We start from the raw sequence: 18,311 nt of genomic DNA, 5'->3' as shown, positions 1-18,311 counted from the left end.
CGTCAGGCCTGGTTAAACCGGTGAACGCCTTTGGGAGAAAAGGACAGCACGTCCTCGTGGCCGAGAAGCTTTGCCGCGAGCCACAGTGTAGAGAGCCACATTTCCGTGCCCTGCAATCCGGGCGCCTGGCCATCGGCAAAGGCGAAGCCGCGGCCGGTGTGCCAGCGGCTTGATAGCCTGATAATAAGGTCTTCGGCGACAGCCATGGCTTCCGGCCGGCGATGATCCGTCTGCTGCAGGCAAAGCAGCAGCGGATGGATGGTGTCGAGCAGGTTGCAGGCGTTGAAATGCTGAGCTTGAAAGCCGTCATACGCCCGGTAATGGGCCATGATGGAATCGATGGTCACCGCAGGATATGGCACCGGCCTGCCAAACTGAGCGTAGGAACCTCGGGTTAGCCGATAAAAACCGTTGACCGGTTGCAGTAGGCCCTGATCCTCGGTGGCGGCTCCCCAGAGGCCGGTTTTCTGGTCGCAGGCCTCACTGAGCCAGCCAAACAGAGCATGCCGGTTATCGCCGCCTGCAAAATAACGCTTGCTGAAATAGAGCGCGGTGGCGATGGCATCGACCGTTGCGCCGCTGTACCAGGCCCGCGACCTCCAAGGCAGCGCCTGCAGCCAGGCGACTAGCGCCGGAGCGTCCAACTCTTCCACGAAGCGGAAGGGATGGAGGGGTTTGGCTCCAAGACATTCGAGTGCGTAGCCAACGGCCAGCACATTGTAGAGCGCAATCGGGTCTGTCTGGAGTGGTGTAAGCGGGACGCGATGCGGATCTGGAAACAGGCCGGTTTCCTCGTCCTGCACGGCTTGCAGCCGCGCCACGGTCTTGTCATCGAACAGCGATCCGGCATCGCCAAAAGCGGCGGCGATTTCGATAGCGTCGCAGAGATGGCGGATGGCAGGTATGGACTCACCGCTAGCGTCAGGTGAGAGGAAATCTCCGCCTTGGCAGTGATGATCGAGGACCGTTCGCCACTCCGCACTGGCTGCGGCATCAAGCGGTCTGAGCGCCCGCTGCACCTCGTCTTTGCGCGTGGTTTTAGCGCTTCCCCGCATGCGGATCACCCGGGCAGGCACGCCACCGGCAATCGCACCGGCTGGAATGTCCCGTGAGACGACAGCACCGGCTGCGATGATCGCATCGCGGCCGATCCGCACGCCGTCGACGATGGTTGCATTGGCGCCAATCCAGACATTGTCGCCGATCTCGATGCCAAGCGTGGTCAGAGGCTGGCGGTGGATGGGCGTGTCCAAATCATCGAAGCCGTGGTTGAAGCCGACGATGCTGACATGCGAGGCGATCCGCACGCCATTGCCAATCCTGACGCGCCCGGACAGGCACGTATAGGCATTGATCGATACATCGCCGCCAAGCTCGATATCGCCGCGCACCAGGGCATAGCCCGCAATCCATGAGCCTTTTCCCATCACCAGGCGATCGGTATGGATCTCGGCTTTGTCTGCAATATAGGCACCGGGCGCGATGCTTGCTCTGGCATAGGCGGCAAGCCGGCGTAGCCGTGCCTGATGCTCCGGACTGTCAATGTCTTCAGCCTTGCGCTCCCAGGTCAGGAAATCGAGCCGGCTGCGATGCAGCGCAGCCAAGGCCGCGTCCTCCTCGGGATCACTGCTGTCGCGCGCATCTGTCATCGACGCCGTCTCAAGTTAAGTCGAAGACGGCAATCCGTCGGCCTTCATCGCGAAACAGGCGTTCGAGAGACGCGAGATCCGGACGGCTTGGCGGGGCGGCGAGCGCCTTGTCTGCGTCGCCTCCGAGCGGCAGGGCAAGAACCGCAGTTATCAGCACCGTCTCGCCAGCGGAAAGCGTCGCCCGCAATTGCGGCAGGATGGCTCTGGCATGCAGAAGGTTGGTATTGGCAATCGCGGCATGAGCCCGGCCGTCACGGGGCGTTTCCGAAAGGTCGAGGATGGTGCTGACATCGGTCTGGCCAAGCCAGGTGGCGCGGCCTGGACCTTCCTCCTGACGATCTCTGCCGAAATCGGCCCGGCTAATGGCAAAACCGCCTTCTGTGGTCATCAGGCTTCGCGGCGTCACTAAGCGATGCACGCGGATGTGCCAGGGGTTGGCGGGGATCAGCCAGGTCTCGACCGTCACGTCCGGCCACGGCTTCCAGCGTGAATAGAGCCGGTCCGCAACAATCATCGCCTCTTCGAGCGTCTCGCGCATTCTGAAATGCACGCCGTCATCCGACAGCCCCAGCATATTGTCGAAGCCAGCGGCATCGAAATGCCGGTCATTGGCCTCGATATTGAAGGCGTAGCGGGTGGAATAGGCGAATTTCGAGTACTTCTCGTGGGAGCCGCGCATCTTGTCATGCTCCTGGCCTGAAGCCAGAATGACTGTGTTGCCTGATGTGTGCATGGCAACCATGCCCGGTTTTTCCAGGGCAATTGGCTCATCGAAGATGGGCGCCTCGATCTCCTCTGCCTGCCAGAAGGGATGATCGGCTCCGAGCGCGAGCGGCAGGAAGACTTTCATCGCCCAATAGGGCGATCCCGGTGAGTTGTAGCTCTCACTCATCAGCAGGTTGGGATAGCCGTAGCCAACCGATAGCACGCCATCACGATCGGCAATCGGCCACCTAGACCACCAGCGCAGATGGCGCAGGTAATAGCCCTTGATCTCGCCCCAAGGCAGAGCGTCGAGATCGGCAAGCGCAAGCGCACCCCAAAAGCCGCCTGCGGCAAAGCGATAGGTCTGGCTGCGCCCATAGGCAAGCGCTGCACCGTCGGCCCCAAACCAGTGGCGGATATCGGCGGTAAACTCTTGCGCCCTTTGCCGCAGCCGCGCCTTTCGGGCGTCATCACCCTTGGCCAAAACCGTATAAATCAGGCCGTAGAAATGCATCGCGAAGGGAATGTAATGGTCGGCGCGCCGCACCGGTCCGTCGCGATACCAGCCGCCACCGATGTCGAAGGCCTCGATTTCGTCGAGATACGCTTCGGTCTTGCTGTGGTCGAAAGCAATGCCGACCCGCTCCAGGCCGAGATCGACCAGAACGCGAAAGAATTTCCAGTTATTGTCGACATAGTCCCGCTCGCGGGCGCGCAGGAGATAGGCACCAATGCCGGATTTCGCCTTGTTGTCCAGCGGGTCCCAGATATGTTCAGGCACCATGGCAACCGCAAGGCCGATCGCCGCGAGTTCGACCAGCCGCTGGTTGCGATCTGCGACATCGCCCCAGTAGTCGGGATGATCAGGGTTTGTGCCGTTGGCAAGGCCGCGCCGGTAGATATCCCAGTGCGGGAAATTGCCACCACCGGCGGCAAAGGGCACGATGCCCCAGAGCGGTCGCGCAAAGCCCTCCAGATCGGCCGCCGCATGGTCGAAGATCGCGCCAGCCGCGCCAAGCCTGACCCTCGCACCGCTTTCCGAGAAATAGGGCAGCAGCGGATTGAACAGGTCGAGCACGGCCCTTTCGACGTCGTCGCGACTCAAAAGCGGATTGCCGTGCAGGGGATTGGCTTTGGCGGGATCGTAAACCACAGTCTTATCCATCAAAGAGGTCATAAAATGAGGCCGCAGGGCTGAAGCATCTGCGGCCTTGGTTGCTGGCGCTTACTTGATGGCTTTCACACCGTCATCCATGTCTTTCAGCCCGTCATCGATCGACTCGTTGTCGGTCATGATGGCGTCATGCACCCGGTTCAGCACGACCTCGATCTTGGCGGCATTGGGATTAACAGCCATTTCCAGATAGGACTTTTGCGCGCTCAGGGCCGCCTTGCTGTTCTCGTCCTGCGGGAAGCCTGGCAGTGCTGCAATTTTTGCCGTGACACCATCGTTGCGCAATGCGGGCAGTGTTCCGGTATCGGCGATGATGGCCGCCCCTTCCGGCCCGGTCACGAACTTGATGAAGTCGAGAGCCGTATCCTTGTGGGCGGAATTGCTGTTGACGGAAAGCGCGGCGATCTGCGCCGCTGTCGTTCCGGCGGCTACACCTTCCGGATGCGGGAATTTGACGATGCCCCAATTCTTGCTCTTGGATTCGCCAGACTTGACCTTGGCGATCTGGGTGCCGACGAACCATGTGCCCATCGGCAGCATGCCGACCGTGCCGTTGAAGAACAGCGCCGAATAATGGGTGTTGGAGGTCTTCAGCGAAGCGTATGAGGGAATGGCTCCGTCTTTCTGCAGTTTCAGCGCCCGTTCGTACCAGGGCTTCAGGAAGGCATAATCGCCGCCGACCAGCGTGTGCTTGCCATCCATTATGCCGGGAAGCTGCACGGTGGAACGCCAGGTATGCAGCAATGCGCCATAGGTCTTGTTGACGCCCATGCCGCCTTTCAGCGCCTCGGCGGTCCGGTCGAAATCCGCCCAGGTCATGTCATTGGTCGGATATGGCTGCTTCGCCTTGTCGAAAATATCCTTGTTGTAGTAGACGACCCAGATGTCGGAGCGGAAGGGCAGGGCATAGACCTTGTTGTCGAGCGTCAACTCCTCGATCAGTCCGCCATAGCCAGCCTTGTCGATCTTCTGTTCGGCAATGAAGCCCGAGAGATCGCCAACCGATCCGGCCTTGACCAGCGTCGCATAGCCCGGGACGTCCTTGATGGTGACGACGTCGATGTCCTTCGCCCCGCCGGTCAGCTGGGTGGCGATCATCTGGGTATAGTCCTGGGAGCCGAGATCGAGCGGCTCGATCGTCACATTGGGATGCTTGCCCTGATAGGCTGTTATCAACGGCTTGTAATAGGCGACCTTGTCAAGATCCCAGAGCGCCCATTTCAGCGTGACCGGCCCCGTCTCCTCTGCAAAGACGGTCCCGCCCAGCGCCACCGTTATGCTGATCGCTGCTGCGGCCGAAACCAGCGCTCTTGCTAATTTGCCTCTATACATTCCGTTCTCCTTCCCTTGCCTTTTCACAGGCCTTTGTTTTTCAGAGGAAAGCGCCTCCCGCGCTTTCGGTAGCATTCTTGTCGATGCCGCCCAGAACCATTCGCGCCGCCTTGTCAGCGGCAAAGCTGAGGGCGAACAGGCCGAGCGAGATGTTGATCGTCACGGGCATGAAGACCGAGATTGGATAAAACAGCACATGCAGCAGCCAGAGGCTGGCGGCAAAGCCAAGCGCGGCAAGGACCGGCAGCGGCCGCGCCAATGTCGCCAGAGCAGACAGCTTTAGAATGGTGAGCGCCTTGCGCCGGCTCATCACCGAAAGCACGACGAAATGCGCCGAGCAGAGACCGATAAAGCCTGTCGCGAGCAAGCTGACGGCGAGCGGCACGGCGTAGATGAGGCTTTCATGGCTCTTTGCGCCGTAGGTGAGGATGGCCTCCACACAGATCCACAGCGCGAGGCCGGAGGCCAGGCCCCAGACGGTGGCTCGCAAGGCGTGAGCCCTCATAGCCTCCAGATAATCGCGCAGCAGATAGACATTTCGGTCCTCGACCATCATCCGGCAGATGCTGGCACTGGCAAAGACGGCGGCGGGAAGGGTGATGAGCGGCAGGGCGCTTGCCAGAAACAGCAGGTTCAGCTTGACGAGTTCAAAGAATTCGCGAGCGATGATTTCGATGAAGAGCGCAAGCCCCTGGCGCTTGGGGGCATCCTTCGGGATGCCCTTTCCTTCCCTGCTCCACATCGCTTCCAGCCATTGCATGGCACGTGCCTTTCGCGGTTAAAGCAGGATAGACCGCTCGGTTTCAGGGTCGAAAAGCTGCGCATGGGTCATGTCGACGATCAGCCGCACCTGGTCGCCAACCGCAGATTTGAAGCGTGGCGAGACACGGGCAATCATGGGCCGGTCGCCGGCTAAAAGGTTCAGATGCACTTCCGAGCCCATCGGCTCCGCCAGTTCCATCCGCGCTTCGAAGGGGGCGGTGTGGGCGGGGTCGATATCGGCTGGGACATATTCATGGAAGTTTTCCGGCCGGATGCCGACGACGATCTGGCGATCCACATAGGGTTCGAGACGGTGGGCGTCGAAGGAGGGCGGCAGTGGCAGGGTCTGGCCGTCGAAGACAGCGACGAAGCCGGTGCCTTGCCGCTGGATCGTCGACGGCAGCATGTTCATCTGCGGCGCACCGATGAAGCCGGCTACGAACATGTTGACAGGGCGGTCATAGAGATTTTGCGGCGTGTCCACCTGCTGGATATGGCCGTCTTTCATCACAACGATCCGATCCGCCATGGTCATGGCTTCGACCTGATCATGGGTGACGTAGATGAAGGTGGCATTCAGCCGCTTGTGTAGCTTGGAAATTTCCGCCCGCATGGTGCCGCGCAGCTTGGCGTCGAGATTGGACAGCGGCTCGTCCAGCAGGAAGACCTCGGGATTGCGCACCATGGCGCGGCCAAGCGCCACGCGCTGCCGCTGGCCACCCGAAAGCGCTTTTGGTTTGCGGTTGAGGAGATGGGTGATGTCGAGGATCTTGGCGGCTTCCTGCACCTTGGTCTCGATCAGATCGCGCGGCGCCTTGCGCAGTTCCAGCCCGAAGGCCATGTTCTTGTAGACGGTCATATGCGGATAGAGCGCGTAATTCTGAAAGACCATGGCGATGTCGCGGTCCTTTGACGGCACGTCGTTCATCAGGTCGGCGCCGATCCGCAACTCGCCGCCGGAGATTTCTTCGAGCCCGGCGATCATTCGCAGCGTTGTCGACTTGCCGCAACCGGACGGGCCGACCAGCACGACAAATTCCTTATCGGCGATGTCGAGGTCGATATCGTGCACCACTTTGAGGGCGCCGAAGGTCTTGTTGAGTTTGTTGAGCGATATGCTTGCCATATTCCCCTCGGATCACCAGTAGGAAGACCAGACGCGCGACAGGCGCGTCAGGGCTTCCATGTAATAATAGTCGCCCCAGGAGACGCATTCATCGACGCCTTCGCCGCGGCATGTGTTGTGCGGGGTCTTCTTCGAATAAGTGCCGTGCAGCACAAGACCGTTGGAGACCGCATGGTCCTTGACGGCATAATGCTCGGCCAGGCTCTTCACCATCCGCTGCGCCAGATCGCGGTAGCGGGCAGCGTCCTCGCCCTCGACGATATCAGCCATTTCCAGAAGCCCGCAGGCAACGATGGAGGCAGACGAACTGTCGCGCGGTTCGCCATCCTGCTCTGAAAAGACCAGGTCCCAGACCGGCACAAGATCCTGCGGCAGGCGCTTGAGATAAAAGTCGAGCAAGCGCTCGAATGTGTCGCGATAATCGTCGATGCGCTCGTAGCGATACGACAGCGCCATGCCTGCTATGCCCCAGGCCTGGCCACGCGCCCAGAAACTGTCGTCGCTATAGCCCTGTTTGGTCACGCCGCGCACCGGCCCGCCGGTCTGCGGGTCCATGTAGAAGGTGTGATAGGTCGAATTGTCAGGCCGGATGGAATGGGCAAGCGTCGTGCGCGCGTGGATGAGGGCGATCTGACGGTAGCGATCCTCGCCGGTTTCGCGGGCGGCCCAGTAGAGCAGCGGCAGGTTCAGCAGGCAGTCGATGATATAGCGATATTCGCCGGGATTGTCCTTGCGACCCCACGCCTGGATGAATTGACCGACCGGCTGGTAGCGCTCCAGCAACTGGTCGGCCGCCAGCAACGCCGCCCGCCGTCCGTCCTCGTCGCCCACCAGCTTCCAGGCGGCAATGCAGGAGGGCGAATAGAGGAAGCCCATGTCGTGATGGTCGGTTTCGATCCGGTTTTCGATCCGGTGCAGAAAGCTCTGTACCTGGATTTGCGCGGCGTATTGAAACAGCTTGTCGCCGGAATGCTCATAAGCGAGCCAGATTTCACCCGGCCAGAAGCCTGCCGTCCATTGTGTGTTGTCGACCGCCGGATAGACATTGCCCACACTCGAATGGTTCTGCGCTTTATAGGTAAAGTCCGGCAGATTGCGGCGGACCTGGGCGGTGGCGAAGTCGAGCGCCTGGCGCACTTCCTCGTCGGTGATCGGCTGCGGGGCGTTCTCGGGCAGGGTGATCATCCGGTTATCCCTTCAGACCTGAGGATGCGACGCCTTCGACAAAGAAGCGCTGCAAGGAGAGAAACACGATGAGAACAGGAATGAGCGCCACGACGGAGGCCGCCATGATCAGTCCGTATTCGGCGGAATATTGCGAGATAAACATGCGAAGCCCGATCTGGATGGTCTTCAATTCGGTCTTGGTCAGATAGATCATCGGCCCCAGGAAGTCGTTCCAGGTGGTGACGAAGGTGAAGATGGTCAGCGTCGACAGGGCAGGCTTCGACAGCGGCAGCATGATTTTGGCCCAGATCTGGTACTCGTTCATGCCGTCGATGCGGGCCGCTTCGCAGAGTTCAGTCGGGATCGACATGTAGAACTGCCGCATCAGGAAGACGCCGAAGGCAGTGAAGGCCTGGAGGCAGATCAGGGCCAGATGGGTGTTGTTCAGCCCAAACTCCCGCATCAGCAGGAATTGCGGCACCATATAAACCTGCCAGGGCATGGCGATGGTGGCGATATAGCCGAGGAACAGCGCGTTCTTGAACGGGAAATGCAGCTTGGCGAAGGCATAGGCCGCAAAGCTCGATGTCAGCAATTGCATGATGGTGACGATGATCGTCAGCTTCGAGGTGTTGTAGATGAACAGCGCCAGCGGGATCTTGGTCCAGATATCCACATAGTTCTGCCAGCGTGGATGGGCCGGTATCCACTCGATTGGAAAGACGAAGACGTCGCGATCGAGCTTCAGCGAGGCCGACAGCATCCAGGCGAAGGGCAAAAGCATGATGACGGTGACGGCAATCACCGTGACATAGACGGCAATAGTCGAGAGCGGAATTTTGCGGCCGGCGATGCGCATCGCTTAATCCTCCCTCTGGCGGCGGAATTGAACGACGGTCACAGCCAGCACCAGGAAGAACAGCACCAGCGCTATCATGCTGGAATAGCCGAGATCCCAGGAGATGAAAGCCTCGTTGTAGATGTGATAGACCAGCACCAGCGTCGAGGTTCCGGGCCCGCCTTGCGTGATCATATAGACCTGGTCGAAGACCTTGAAGGACTGGATGGTCAGCATGACGGTCACGAAAAACGTGGTCGGCGCCAGCTGCGGCACGGTGACATGCCGGAATTTCTGCCAGGCATTGGCGCCGTCGAGGCCGGCCGCTTCGTAAAGCTCGCCGTTGATGCCCTGCAACCCGGCAAGATAGATGACCATGTAATAGCCCATGCTCTTCCAGACGCCGAACAGGATGACCGTGACCATCGCCCAATGCCGGTCGGCAGCCCAGCCCGGCATGTCGGCGGGGTCGAGGCCCAGCGTGTAGAGCAGCATGTTGACGGGCCCCATTTCGGGGTTGAACAGCATGTTCCAGACGACGGCGACCGCCACCAGCGAGGCGACATAGGGAAAGAACATCGCGGTGCGGAAGAAATCGCGGCCCCAGATTTTCTGGTTAAGCAGGATCGCAAGCCCGAGCGCGCAGGCAAGCGTGATCGGCACGGAGACCACCGTATAGATGACGGTGTTCCAGAAGGCGGCGATAAAGGCCTTGTCCTGAAACAGGCGCCAAAAATTGTCCAGCCCGGCAAAGGTGATCGGATTGGAGCCGTCCCAATGCATGAAGGCCAAGGCGAAGGCAAACAGGATCGGGCCGAGCGTGAAGACTGCAAAGCCAAGAAAGTTCGGAGCAATGAACGAGTAGGCGACCAGCGCATTTTCGATCCGCCGCCGGCGCTTCGACAGCACCCGGACCTTGCGCCTTGTCAGCGCAGAGCCGCGACTGTCAGGTAATGCCGGTCTGACGATGTCCATCCGCGATCCTCCCGCATGTGTCCGCCGCACCTGACGTCTTTTCGTGGGACGTCAGCTGGCAGAGCTGCTCCTCCAGCATCCGCCTCCCTGTCGTTGAATAGCATATATCCGATATTGGTCAAACAAATTACGATGTCATCATACAAATTTCTGGAAAATCAGAAATAGGTATGATAGCGACTCTGGGCCGGCATGCTGTGGCCCGGCACGGGAGCGAGGCGTGTTCAGCGAAATCATTGGCAGTCTGCCTGAATATCTGGGCGATTTTCACCCCGTGAAGAGCGACGGGCTGGCTCCCAAGCTCCGGCGGCTGGGGGAGGCGCGATGCCTTGGTCTTGTCGAGGCAGGGCGCGGCGCATTGCAGGCCAGTTGGCCGCAGATTCTTGCCTCGGATTACCGGCAGTATACGCTGAGCGGTAACCGATCCGAATTCGAAGCGCTCTATTTTCGGCGTCGCCTGATGCTCAACGATCTGGTGTTGGCGGAATGCCTCGAAGACAAGGGCGGTTTTGTCAATGCGATCATTGATGGGGCCTTGCTGATCTGTGAGGAAAGCGGCTGGCAATTGCCCGCCCATAATGCCTATGGCCGTGGCGGCGCCCGGCTGCCGCTGCCTGATCCTGATGATCCCGTGGTGGATCTGTTTTCGGCTGAGACCTCGGCCAATCTCGCGGTGCTGCTCTGGCTGATGCGCGCCAAATTCGCGGCAGTCGACCCGCGTCTGCCGGGCCGGATCGAGCGGGAGATCGAGCATCGGCTGATCAATCCCTATTTGAACAGGCATTTCTGGTGGATGGGCGCCGGTGACGAGCGGATGAACAATTGGACCGCCTGGATCACCCAGAATGTGCTGATTGCAACCTTCACCCTGCCGACTTCGCAGGAAACCCGCCGTGCCGTGCTGGTCAAGGCGCTCTCCAGTCTCGATGCGTTTCTGAAGGACTATGCCGAGGACGGGGCCTGCGAGGAGGGCGTGCTCTATTATCGTCACGCGGCGCTCTGCCTGTTTGGCGCCATGACGGTTCTCGATCAGGTGGCGCCGGGGCTTTGCGAGGCACTGTGGAGTGAGCCGAAGATCCGCAACATGGCTGAGTATATCAGCCATATGCATGTGTCTGATGGGATCTATTTCAATTTCGCCGATTCATCTGCCGTGCTCGATCCCTGCAGCATCAGGGAATATTTGTTCGGCCGGGCCGTCGGCTCTGAAGATCTGATGGACTTTGCGGCAGCCGATATCCGCCGCGCAGCCGATCCGCTTTTGTCGAAGGAGTGGAACCTCTGGTATCGGCTGCTTGCCGCGACCACCCTGCCTGATTTGGCGGACGAGGCGAAAGTTCACCAAACAAAACGCGATATATTCTATCCCGGTATCGGTCTGTTTGTGGCGCGGGACTGTCATTTCGATCTCGCGGTCAAGTGCGGCCATAATGGCGAAGGTCACAATCACAACGATGTCGGCAGCCTGACGCTTTACAAGGATGGGAAGCCGTTTCTGATCGATGTCGGCGTCGAGACCTATACTGCCAAGACATTTTCGCCGCGTCGCTACGAGATCTGGACGATGCAGTCGGCCTATCACAATCTCCCGACGTTTGACGGCGTGCAGCAGCAGGATGGCGAGGCATTCCGCGCCCGCGCCATTGGAACCCGGTTTGACGAAGGCGAGGCCGAAATATCCTTCGAATTGGCTGGTGCCTATCCGGCGGCGGCAAAGCTGCGATCCTATCACCGCACCATCAGGCTCGTGCGCGGCAGCCATGTCGAGCTCGTCGACGTGCATGACGGTGACGCAAAAGCTGTGCTCTCGCTCATGACTGTGGTCGAACCCATGGCAGAGGCGGGGAAGCTGATATTTGACGGACTTGGCTCCATCGAGATCTCCGGCGCGGGTGCGCCGGTGGTCGAGCCGATCACCATCGAGGATGCAAGGCTGCGTCAGGCCTGGCCGGAGCGGATTTTCCGCATCCTGTTACCGCTTGAGGTAGGGCGGCTGGTCCTGAAGATCATGTGAGGAGAGAGGATATGCAGGTAACGCTTGGCGTAACCCATGCGGACGGGCGCTGTCTGGCGCAAGTCCATGGCGAGGAAGAAGCCTGGTTGGTTTATCGCGACGCCTATCGCGAAGGCGATCGGCTGCAGGTGGAACTCTCTGCCGCTGGCCATGTGCGCCTGGCGCTTGATGCAGCGATGACGCCGGCGCTCGTCTATCTGCCGCAGGGTCAGTTCAGCTTTTCGATACCCTTTGACAGCAGGCGCAAAGCCTATCCGCCCCATGCCTTTCAGGGGGATCTGCATCGGCTTTTCGTTGCCCAGGCGCGGCCGGAGGAGGTTGCTGCACGGCGTAATCTGGCCCTCAATCCCTGGGATGGTTCGACCCATGACGGGCTTGGTGCCGGTGCCGCTTTTCCTCATGCCTTCGCCAGCGCCGAGACCCGCGGCGAGGCGGCATTTGCCGCCCGCACCGCAATCGACGGCGAGAAGGCAAATGCCGGCCATGGTCACTGGCCCTTTACCAGCTGGGGTATCAATCGTGACCCGGATGCAGCACTGACCGTGGACTTCGGCCGGCTGGTCACAGTCGATGAAGTCGTGCTTTATCTGCGGGCTGATTTTCCCCACGACGCCTGGTGGCAGGCTGCAAGTCTCAGCTTTTCCAATGGCGAAACGCAGGAACTGGTGCTCGACAAGACCGACCGGGGCCAATCCTTCCGCTTTCCAGCAATCATCACCGAATGGGTCAAGCTGCATCGGCTGATCAAGGCGGATGATCCATCACCCTATCCGGCGCTGACGCAAATCGAAGTCTGGGGTATCGAGGCTTGAAGTGGCCCGTTCAGGCGTCGCTACCAAGACCGCGCAGATCGCGCAGCAGGTCGCGGTAGCGCAACTGGCTGCCGCGCAGGTGCTCCTGCATGGCTGATCGTGCCGCCTTTTCATCGCCATCGGAAATCGCCACGACAACCGCCTGATGCTCCCTGTGGATCAGGCGGCGATAAGCCGTCTGCTCTGCAGTGCGGTTGTCGGCAACGGTCTTCGACTGTGGAATGGCCGCCGCGCCATGCATGTCGAGGAATTGGGTAAAAAGCGGATTGTTGGTGGCAGCCGCGATAGCCTTGTGCAAGGCGAAGTCCGCGAGCCGGATCGACTGGTCTGCCTCGATACATTCCAGCACCTTGGCGTGACAGTCGAAGATTGCTTCTTCCTGGGCAGGCGAGCGCCGTAGTGCAGCAAGACCTGCTGCCTCGATCTCCAGCGGTGTGCGGATTTCCAGCACTTCTAGATCGGATGACAACCGCGCCCGATCCAGCTTCGGCGGCGTGGCACGCGATTGATGATCAAGGACGAAAATACCGGCGCCTTGGCGCACTTCCACCAAGCCGTCATAGCGCAAACCGGTGACCGCTTCGCGTATCACGGTACGGCTGACGCCGTGTGCTTCGGTCAGTTCCAGCTCGCTTGGAAGCCGCGCTCCGGGCGCATAGACGCCATCGAGAATATCCTTGCGCAGCCGCTCGCTGACTTGTGCCACCAGAGAGCCTGCGCCCTTGGCGCGCGATGTCATTCGACCGGTCAAGCGGGTCCATCCTGTTTGCGTTCCGCGGGCTGCGCAAATCATGTCCCGCACCTGCTTGCACATATATGTATGATGAATTTAGCCGCCATTCAACTCTGTTCAATGGTCGTGCGAAAATGGGTCTGATGAATTTACCACTTTGCACGTCTTGGCACCGGGCAGTCGCCATCGGCGTGCACGTAAACAAGCGCGGCGTATTTTAGGATACTGAAGGAAAAAACCATCAGCTTGATGTTTTGCGGAACGACAATCCTACTAAAGAGGTTAGGGCGAAACGCTGTCGCTCGAGATTGTCATCATCATTGAATAGGCTATTTATATCATCTATGGCGCGTATCGTCGAAATTTGCGCGCCTGCCTCACGTCTACCGATGGCTGCGACTGGTTCCTTAAGTGGACCCGGACGCGGCCCTGCGACCGTTAAGAACAAGGAGCTTGCCATGCTGTCCACCAGAACTGCCCGTACGGTCTTCGGGCTCGCGATGTCTCTTTCCGTCCTTGCCGCCGGTCAGGCCTTCGCGGATGCAACCCTCGACCGGATCAAGGGACGTGGCAAGTTGACGGTTGGCGTGATCCTGTCTGGCGCTCCGTTTGGCTATATCGATCCGAAGAGCCAGGAGCAGAAGGGCTTCAATGTCGATCTGGCCAAGGCCCTCGCCGAGGATCTCGGCGTCAAGCTGGAAACCGTGACGGTGACCCCGCCGAACCGGGTTCAGTTTCTGCAACAGGGCAAGGTCGATATCCTGATCGCCAATATGCAATATACTGATGACCGGGCGAAGGTGCTGGATTATGTGCCGACGCCCTATGACCGCAGCGGCGGTGCCGCCGTGGTGCGCAAGGATAGCGGACTGAAGGATTGGACGGACCTGAAGGGCAAGCCGGTCTGCGTTTCCCAGGGCTCCAATTACACTCAGCCGCTGATCGAACAGTATGGCGCTGTCGTAAAGGGGCTGCCGAGCCAGCCGGAATCGCTGCTGGCGCTGCAGGGCGGCAATTGCGTGGCCGCCGTTCATGTCGGCGCGACCGTTGGCCTGCTGTTGCAGGATCGGCCGGACGAGTGGAAGGACTATGCCATTCCTTTCCCGACCGAACTGGTGCCATCGGATTCCGTCATCTGGTTGCGCAAGGGCGAGAAGGATACGCAGGCCGCGCTCGACAACAGCATGAAGAAACTTCACGCTTCCGGGAAGATCCTGGAATTCGCGACGGCCAACCGGCTGCTCAACACCGATTTCCTTCAGCAGGAGCAAAAGTCGCTGTCATCAGCCAAATAGGCGCACAGTGCGGTAGAAAGACATGCAGGATACCAACCTGATCGACCTGTTCGTTCGTTTGACGGACAGGATCGGCCTCAATTACCAGTTTCTATCGGGCGGCTACGAGGCGCAGATCTGGCGTGATGGCTTCATCACCACGCTTTATCTCGTCGCGTTGCTGATTCCCGTCAGCCTCGTCTTCGGTCTGCTGTTTGCGGCGTGCCTAACCTCGGGCAAGGCCTGGCTCTCAGTGCCGGTGCGGGCCTTTGTCGAGGTAACCCGCAATACCCCGACGCTGGTGCAACTGATGTTCAGCTTCCTGGTGTTGAACACGGTGGTTTCCAATCTGGTCGGTGGTGCGCAGAACAATCCGCTTTCTCCCTTCTTTTGGGTGGTGGCGGTGGTCGGTCTGCATGTCGCTGCCCTGCACGCGGAAGCGATCCGCGCCGGCATCGAGTCCGTGCCGTCAGCGACCGTCGAGGCCGCGCGCGGCATGGGTTTCAGCCGGTTCCAGATCCTGGCTTATGTCGAGGTGCCGCTGGCGTTGCGTGCCTCGCTGCCGGCGCTGGTCAACAACCTGATCAACCTGGTTAAGCTGACGACGGTGGGCAATGCGATTGCGGTCAGCGAAATTACCTATGCCTCGATCATGGTCTGGACCCAACGCGACAATGTCGTGGAACTGATGATCGTCATCCTGGCCTTCTTTAGCCTGATAAACATGGCCGTTGCCCGCATCGGCCTGTGGGTTGAGCGCCGGCTCGCCATTCCGGGATATGGGATATGACGGTGGTCGCTTCTCAAAATAGAAACTTGGCCGGTGCAAGCCTGCGCTTTGCCGCTTTTGTCTTGCTGCCGTTGGCGATCCTTGCCTGGGCTTTGGCCGATCTTTCGCTCGGTCGCGAGCTTTTGCAATGGCTGCCCTATCTCGCCTCGGGTTTTGCGATGAACATCCTGATAGCGCTGACCGCTATGGTTCTGGGGAGCCTGCTGGGTGTCGTACTCGGCATTCTCAAGATGGCGCCCTACCGGCTGCTGCGCTATCCGGCAGGCCTTTACGTGCAGGTGTTTCGCAACGCACCGCATCTCGTGCTGATCTTTGCCACGACTTATATCTTCCCGTTCGAGATCGTGGTGTTCGGCAATTATCTTGAATTTCCGGATTGGGTGAAGGCGACGGTCGGGCTTGCCATTCCCGCCAGTGCCTATATCGCCGAAATTACCCGTGGCGCCATTCTCTCCATTCCGACGGCGCAATGGGAGGCGGCGCAGGGGCTGGGCTTTTCCCGCTTCCAGGCACTGCGCTGGATCATTCTGCCGCAATGCCTGCGCCGGTCGCTGCCGCCCTGGATGAATGTGCTGGCTTCGATCACCATGGGCACCTCGCTTGCCTCTCTAGTCGGCGTTCATGAATTGCTGCATGCCGCCACCGATGCCAGCACTGCCGTGCGTCGGCTTGATTTCACCGTCATTGCCTATGTCGTGGTGATGGCTGCCTTTTTTGCACTGTGCTACCCGATCGGCCGCCTGACCCGCCGGCTGGAGCGGCGGTTCAAACAGGCCTGAGGATTGATATGATGAACACCAGTACCGACGACCCCATCGTTCGATTGGAAGACGTACACCTGTCCTTCGGTCAGACGCAGGTGCTGAAAGGCATCGATCTCACGATCAACAAGGGCGATGCGGTGTCGATCATCGGCCCCTCCGGCTCCGGAAAATCCACTATTCTGCGCTGCATCAACGCGCTGGTGACGGCGCAGAGCGGCCGCATCACCGTAGCCGGCATACGCGTGGATCAATTGGCTCGCGAGAGCGAACGGATCGCGCTGCGCAAGCGGGTCGGCATCGTGTTCCAGCAGTATAATCTGTTTCCGCACCTGACCGTGCTGGACAACATCGTGATCGCCCCGGTGCGCATCCTTGGCGTGGCGCGCGCCGAGGCGGAAAAGACCGCGCGCGAGTTGCTCGACCGGGTGCGGCTGGCCGACAAGGCCAACGCCTATCCCGGTCAGCTCTCCGGTGGCCAACAGCAGCGTGTCGCGATTGCCAGGGCATTGGCGATGAAGCCGGAACTGGTGCTGTTCGATGAAGTGACCTCGGCGCTAGACCCGGAAACCGTCGGCGAAGTGCTCTGGGTTATCCGCGACCTGATCCGCGAGGGCATGACCAGCATTCTCGTTACCCATGAAATGCGCTTTGCTGAGGAAATCAGCGACAAGGTGGTCTTTACCGAAAATGGCCGCATCGTCGGCCAGGGCTCGCCGCAGCAAATTTTTCATGACAGCGACAACCCGCGCATCCGCCAGTTCGTCGGTGGCCTGTCGGGCCGAGGCGCCGTGCGTGACGGCGAAGGTATCTAGGAGCACTCCATGACGAGCACCATAGCCGCACCGCTGACCGAGGGCTTTGCCCGCGCTATCCTGGCCTCCGATCCGACCAAGGACAGCGCTGCCATGGCAGCGGCGCGCAATGCCCTCATCGACTTTTTCGCCTGTGCCATTGCTGGTGCCAGTGACCGCACCACCGGCCTACTTGCGCATGCCATTGGCGCGCAGGCACCCGGGGAGGCGATCCTGATTGGCAGCGCTGGCCGCGCCGACCCGCTCGCCGCCGCTGTCGTCAATGCCTATGCCGGTCATGTGCTTGATTATGATGACGTCCATTCAAGCGTGCGCGGTCACCCGACCACGGTGATTATCCCCGCCCTGCTGGCGCTGGCGAGCGAGCGAGCATTGACCGCCGAGGCACTGATTGCTGCCTATATTGTCGGGCTCGAAGCGATGGCGCGGCTTGGCCTTTCGCTCGGCTCCCGCCATTACGAAAACGGCTTTCATGCCACCGCCACGCTTGGGCCCATCGGGGCTGCGGCAGCTATCTGCCATCTCATTCAAGCGACGCCGGAACAGACGGCAGTGGCTCTCGGCCTTGCCGCGACGCAATCGTCTGGTCTGCGGCTGCAATTCGGCTTCGACGCAAAACCCTATCACGCCGGCATGGCGGCGCGCTCCGGCCTGCTCGCCGCCCGGCTTGCGATGGCCGGCTTTGGCGGAGCACCTGACTTTCTCGACAATCCCGTTGGTTTCCATTCCGCCTATGCCTTCGGGGCAGGGCGGCCCGAAGCCGTTCTCGAGCATTGGGGTGATCCCTGGCAAATCGTGTCTCCGGGGCTGACGCTGAAGGCCTATCCCTGCTGCACCGCCAGCCATCCGGTCGCCTCGCTCGGCATCGAGTTGCATCGGGAAGGTCTCGAGGCGGACGCGATCGAAAGCATTACCTTCACCTATCCGCCCGGTGCCGACGCCGCCCTTGTCGTCACCCATCCGAGCAATGGCATCGAAGCGCGGTTCAGCCCGGAATATGTGTTTTCCGCAGCCCTGATCGACGGCGCGCTTAGGCTGGATCATTTTGACGAGCGGCCGGTGTCGCCTCGGCTGATGGCGCTCGCTCGCCGCGCCAGCCGCCGCCATGACGAGACGGCTCCGCGGATGTCGAGCGATCCAACCACTCGCTTTGTTATCCTCGATATTGTCAAGACAAGCGGCGAGACGATCCGGCGGCGCTTCGATGGCCTGCCGGGTCTTGCTGACCCCGCCGAAAAATTCGACGAGACCACCGGCTCCAATGCCGCCTTCGCCGAGATCCCCAGTCTGGTCCGCAGCATGCGCAGCAGCGACGGCCTGCAACGGCTGTTGGCGCTTCTAGGCCAGGAACTTCGGCCGAATAGAACGTAAACATCCCGCCTGA

General features: G+C 60.3%; 16 protein-coding genes. 7 read left to right on the top strand and 9 right to left on the bottom strand.

Going from position 1 to position 18,311, the window contains the following annotated elements:
- Positions 1-2: 2 nt before the first annotated feature.
- The 8 genes from BJF91_RS10100 to BJF91_RS10065 form a co-directional block, all read right to left on the bottom strand.
- A complete protein-coding gene (locus BJF91_RS10100) occupies positions 3-1,649 on the bottom strand; it encodes an acyltransferase (protein WP_083943249.1) in 1,647 nt (548 codons plus the stop codon).
- A gap of 10 nt (positions 1,650-1,659) precedes the next feature.
- Positions 1,660-3,507: a DUF2264 domain-containing protein gene (locus BJF91_RS10095; protein ID WP_075614574.1), complete on the bottom strand. Its 1,848-nt coding sequence runs from the start codon at positions 3,505-3,507 to the stop codon at positions 1,660-1,662.
- Between the two features lie 72 nt (positions 3,508-3,579).
- Entirely contained in the window at positions 3,580-4,860 is a 1,281-nt protein-coding gene (locus BJF91_RS10090; protein ID WP_075614340.1) for an ABC transporter substrate-binding protein, read from the bottom strand.
- A gap of 40 nt (positions 4,861-4,900) precedes the next feature.
- On the bottom strand, positions 4,901-5,620 hold the full coding sequence (locus tag BJF91_RS10085; protein WP_075614339.1) for a hypothetical protein: 720 nt from the start codon (positions 5,618-5,620) through the stop codon (positions 4,901-4,903).
- 18 nt (positions 5,621-5,638) lie between these two features.
- Positions 5,639-6,748, bottom strand: a complete 1,110-nt coding sequence (locus BJF91_RS10080; protein WP_075614338.1) for an ABC transporter ATP-binding protein — start codon at positions 6,746-6,748, stop codon at positions 5,639-5,641.
- A gap of 12 nt (positions 6,749-6,760) precedes the next feature.
- Positions 6,761-7,933: a glycoside hydrolase family 88 protein gene (locus BJF91_RS10075; RefSeq protein WP_075614337.1), complete on the bottom strand. Its 1,173-nt coding sequence runs from the start codon at positions 7,931-7,933 to the stop codon at positions 6,761-6,763.
- A 4-nt stretch (positions 7,934-7,937) separates the two neighbouring features.
- Positions 7,938-8,774 (bottom strand): carbohydrate ABC transporter permease, encoded by an 837-nt coding sequence (locus BJF91_RS10070; RefSeq protein WP_075614336.1) that lies wholly within the window; start codon positions 8,772-8,774, stop codon positions 7,938-7,940.
- Positions 8,775-8,777: 3 nt separating this feature from the next.
- Entirely contained in the window at positions 8,778-9,728 is a 951-nt protein-coding gene (locus BJF91_RS10065; RefSeq protein WP_075614335.1) for a carbohydrate ABC transporter permease, read from the bottom strand.
- A gap of 220 nt (positions 9,729-9,948) precedes the next feature.
- Between BJF91_RS10065 and BJF91_RS10060 the strand changes: the two genes are divergently transcribed.
- A complete protein-coding gene (locus BJF91_RS10060) occupies positions 9,949-11,742 on the top strand; it encodes a heparinase II/III domain-containing protein (RefSeq protein WP_075614334.1) in 1,794 nt (597 codons plus the stop codon).
- 11 nt (positions 11,743-11,753) lie between these two features.
- Entirely contained in the window at positions 11,754-12,554 is an 801-nt protein-coding gene (locus tag BJF91_RS10055) for a discoidin domain-containing protein (RefSeq protein WP_075614333.1), read from the top strand.
- Between the two features lie 10 nt (positions 12,555-12,564).
- On the opposite strand, the gene BJF91_RS10050 is transcribed toward BJF91_RS10055, so the two are convergent.
- Positions 12,565-13,293 (bottom strand): FadR/GntR family transcriptional regulator, encoded by a 729-nt coding sequence (locus tag BJF91_RS10050; protein ID WP_139310664.1) that lies wholly within the window; start codon positions 13,291-13,293, stop codon positions 12,565-12,567.
- A 494-nt stretch (positions 13,294-13,787) separates the two neighbouring features.
- Between BJF91_RS10050 and BJF91_RS10045 the strand changes: the two genes are divergently transcribed.
- Genes BJF91_RS10045 through BJF91_RS10025 form a run of 5 tightly spaced genes read left to right on the top strand, consistent with a single transcriptional unit; the run spans position 13,788 to position 18,298 of the window.
- Positions 13,788-14,582, top strand: a complete 795-nt coding sequence (locus BJF91_RS10045) for a transporter substrate-binding domain-containing protein (protein ID WP_075614572.1) — start codon at positions 13,788-13,790, stop codon at positions 14,580-14,582.
- A 22-nt stretch (positions 14,583-14,604) separates the two neighbouring features.
- Positions 14,605-15,351 carry an amino acid ABC transporter permease gene (locus tag BJF91_RS10040; protein ID WP_075614332.1) on the top strand — a complete coding sequence of 249 codons (747 nt, stop codon included), beginning with the start codon at positions 14,605-14,607 and terminating at the stop codon, positions 15,349-15,351.
- Entirely contained in the window at positions 15,348-16,130 is a 783-nt protein-coding gene (locus BJF91_RS10035) for an amino acid ABC transporter permease (RefSeq protein ID WP_075614331.1), read from the top strand. The genes BJF91_RS10040 and BJF91_RS10035 overlap by 4 nt, the downstream gene beginning before the upstream one ends.
- A gap of 8 nt (positions 16,131-16,138) precedes the next feature.
- Positions 16,139-16,927 (top strand): amino acid ABC transporter ATP-binding protein, encoded by a 789-nt coding sequence (locus BJF91_RS10030; protein WP_407639873.1) that lies wholly within the window; start codon positions 16,139-16,141, stop codon positions 16,925-16,927.
- Positions 16,928-16,936: 9 nt separating this feature from the next.
- The gene (locus BJF91_RS10025) at positions 16,937-18,298 is read left to right on the top strand and encodes an MmgE/PrpD family protein (protein WP_075614330.1); all 1,362 of its coding nucleotides are present in this window, start codon (positions 16,937-16,939) and stop codon (positions 18,296-18,298) included.
- Positions 18,299-18,311: the final 13 nt, after the last annotated feature.

Source organism: Gillisella taibaishanensis (assembly GCF_001938985.1).
GTDB classification, from domain to species: domain Bacteria; phylum Pseudomonadota; class Alphaproteobacteria; order Rhizobiales; family Rhizobiaceae; genus Allorhizobium; species Allorhizobium taibaishanense.
This window is presented reverse-complemented; position numbering and strand designations above follow the sequence as displayed.

Coding starts and splice junctions, on each gene's coding strand:
- BJF91_RS10090 (WP_075614340.1), bottom strand. CDS start 4,860: ATGTATAGAGGCAAATTAGCAAGAGCGCTGGTTTCGGCCGCAGCAGCG.
- BJF91_RS10030 (WP_407639873.1), top strand. CDS start 16,139: ATGATGAACACCAGTACCGACGACCCCATCGTTCGATTGGAAGACGTA.
- BJF91_RS10055 (WP_075614333.1), top strand. CDS start 11,754: ATGCAGGTAACGCTTGGCGTAACCCATGCGGACGGGCGCTGTCTGGCG.
- BJF91_RS10035 (WP_075614331.1), top strand. CDS start 15,348: ATGACGGTGGTCGCTTCTCAAAATAGAAACTTGGCCGGTGCAAGCCTG.
- BJF91_RS10080 (WP_075614338.1), bottom strand. CDS start 6,748: ATGGCAAGCATATCGCTCAACAAACTCAACAAGACCTTCGGCGCCCTC.
- BJF91_RS10070 (WP_075614336.1), bottom strand. CDS start 8,774: ATGCGCATCGCCGGCCGCAAAATTCCGCTCTCGACTATTGCCGTCTAT.
- BJF91_RS10025 (WP_075614330.1), top strand. CDS start 16,937: ATGACGAGCACCATAGCCGCACCGCTGACCGAGGGCTTTGCCCGCGCT.
- BJF91_RS10100 (WP_083943249.1), bottom strand. CDS start 1,649: ATGACAGATGCGCGCGACAGCAGTGATCCCGAGGAGGACGCGGCCTTG.
- BJF91_RS10045 (WP_075614572.1), top strand. CDS start 13,788: ATGTCTCTTTCCGTCCTTGCCGCCGGTCAGGCCTTCGCGGATGCAACC.
- BJF91_RS10050 (WP_139310664.1), bottom strand. CDS start 13,293: ATGACATCGCGCGCCAAGGGCGCAGGCTCTCTGGTGGCACAAGTCAGC.
- BJF91_RS10075 (WP_075614337.1), bottom strand. CDS start 7,933: ATGATCACCCTGCCCGAGAACGCCCCGCAGCCGATCACCGACGAGGAA.
- BJF91_RS10040 (WP_075614332.1), top strand. CDS start 14,605: ATGCAGGATACCAACCTGATCGACCTGTTCGTTCGTTTGACGGACAGG.
- BJF91_RS10065 (WP_075614335.1), bottom strand. CDS start 9,728: ATGGACATCGTCAGACCGGCATTACCTGACAGTCGCGGCTCTGCGCTG.
- BJF91_RS10085 (WP_075614339.1), bottom strand. CDS start 5,620: ATGCAATGGCTGGAAGCGATGTGGAGCAGGGAAGGAAAGGGCATCCCG.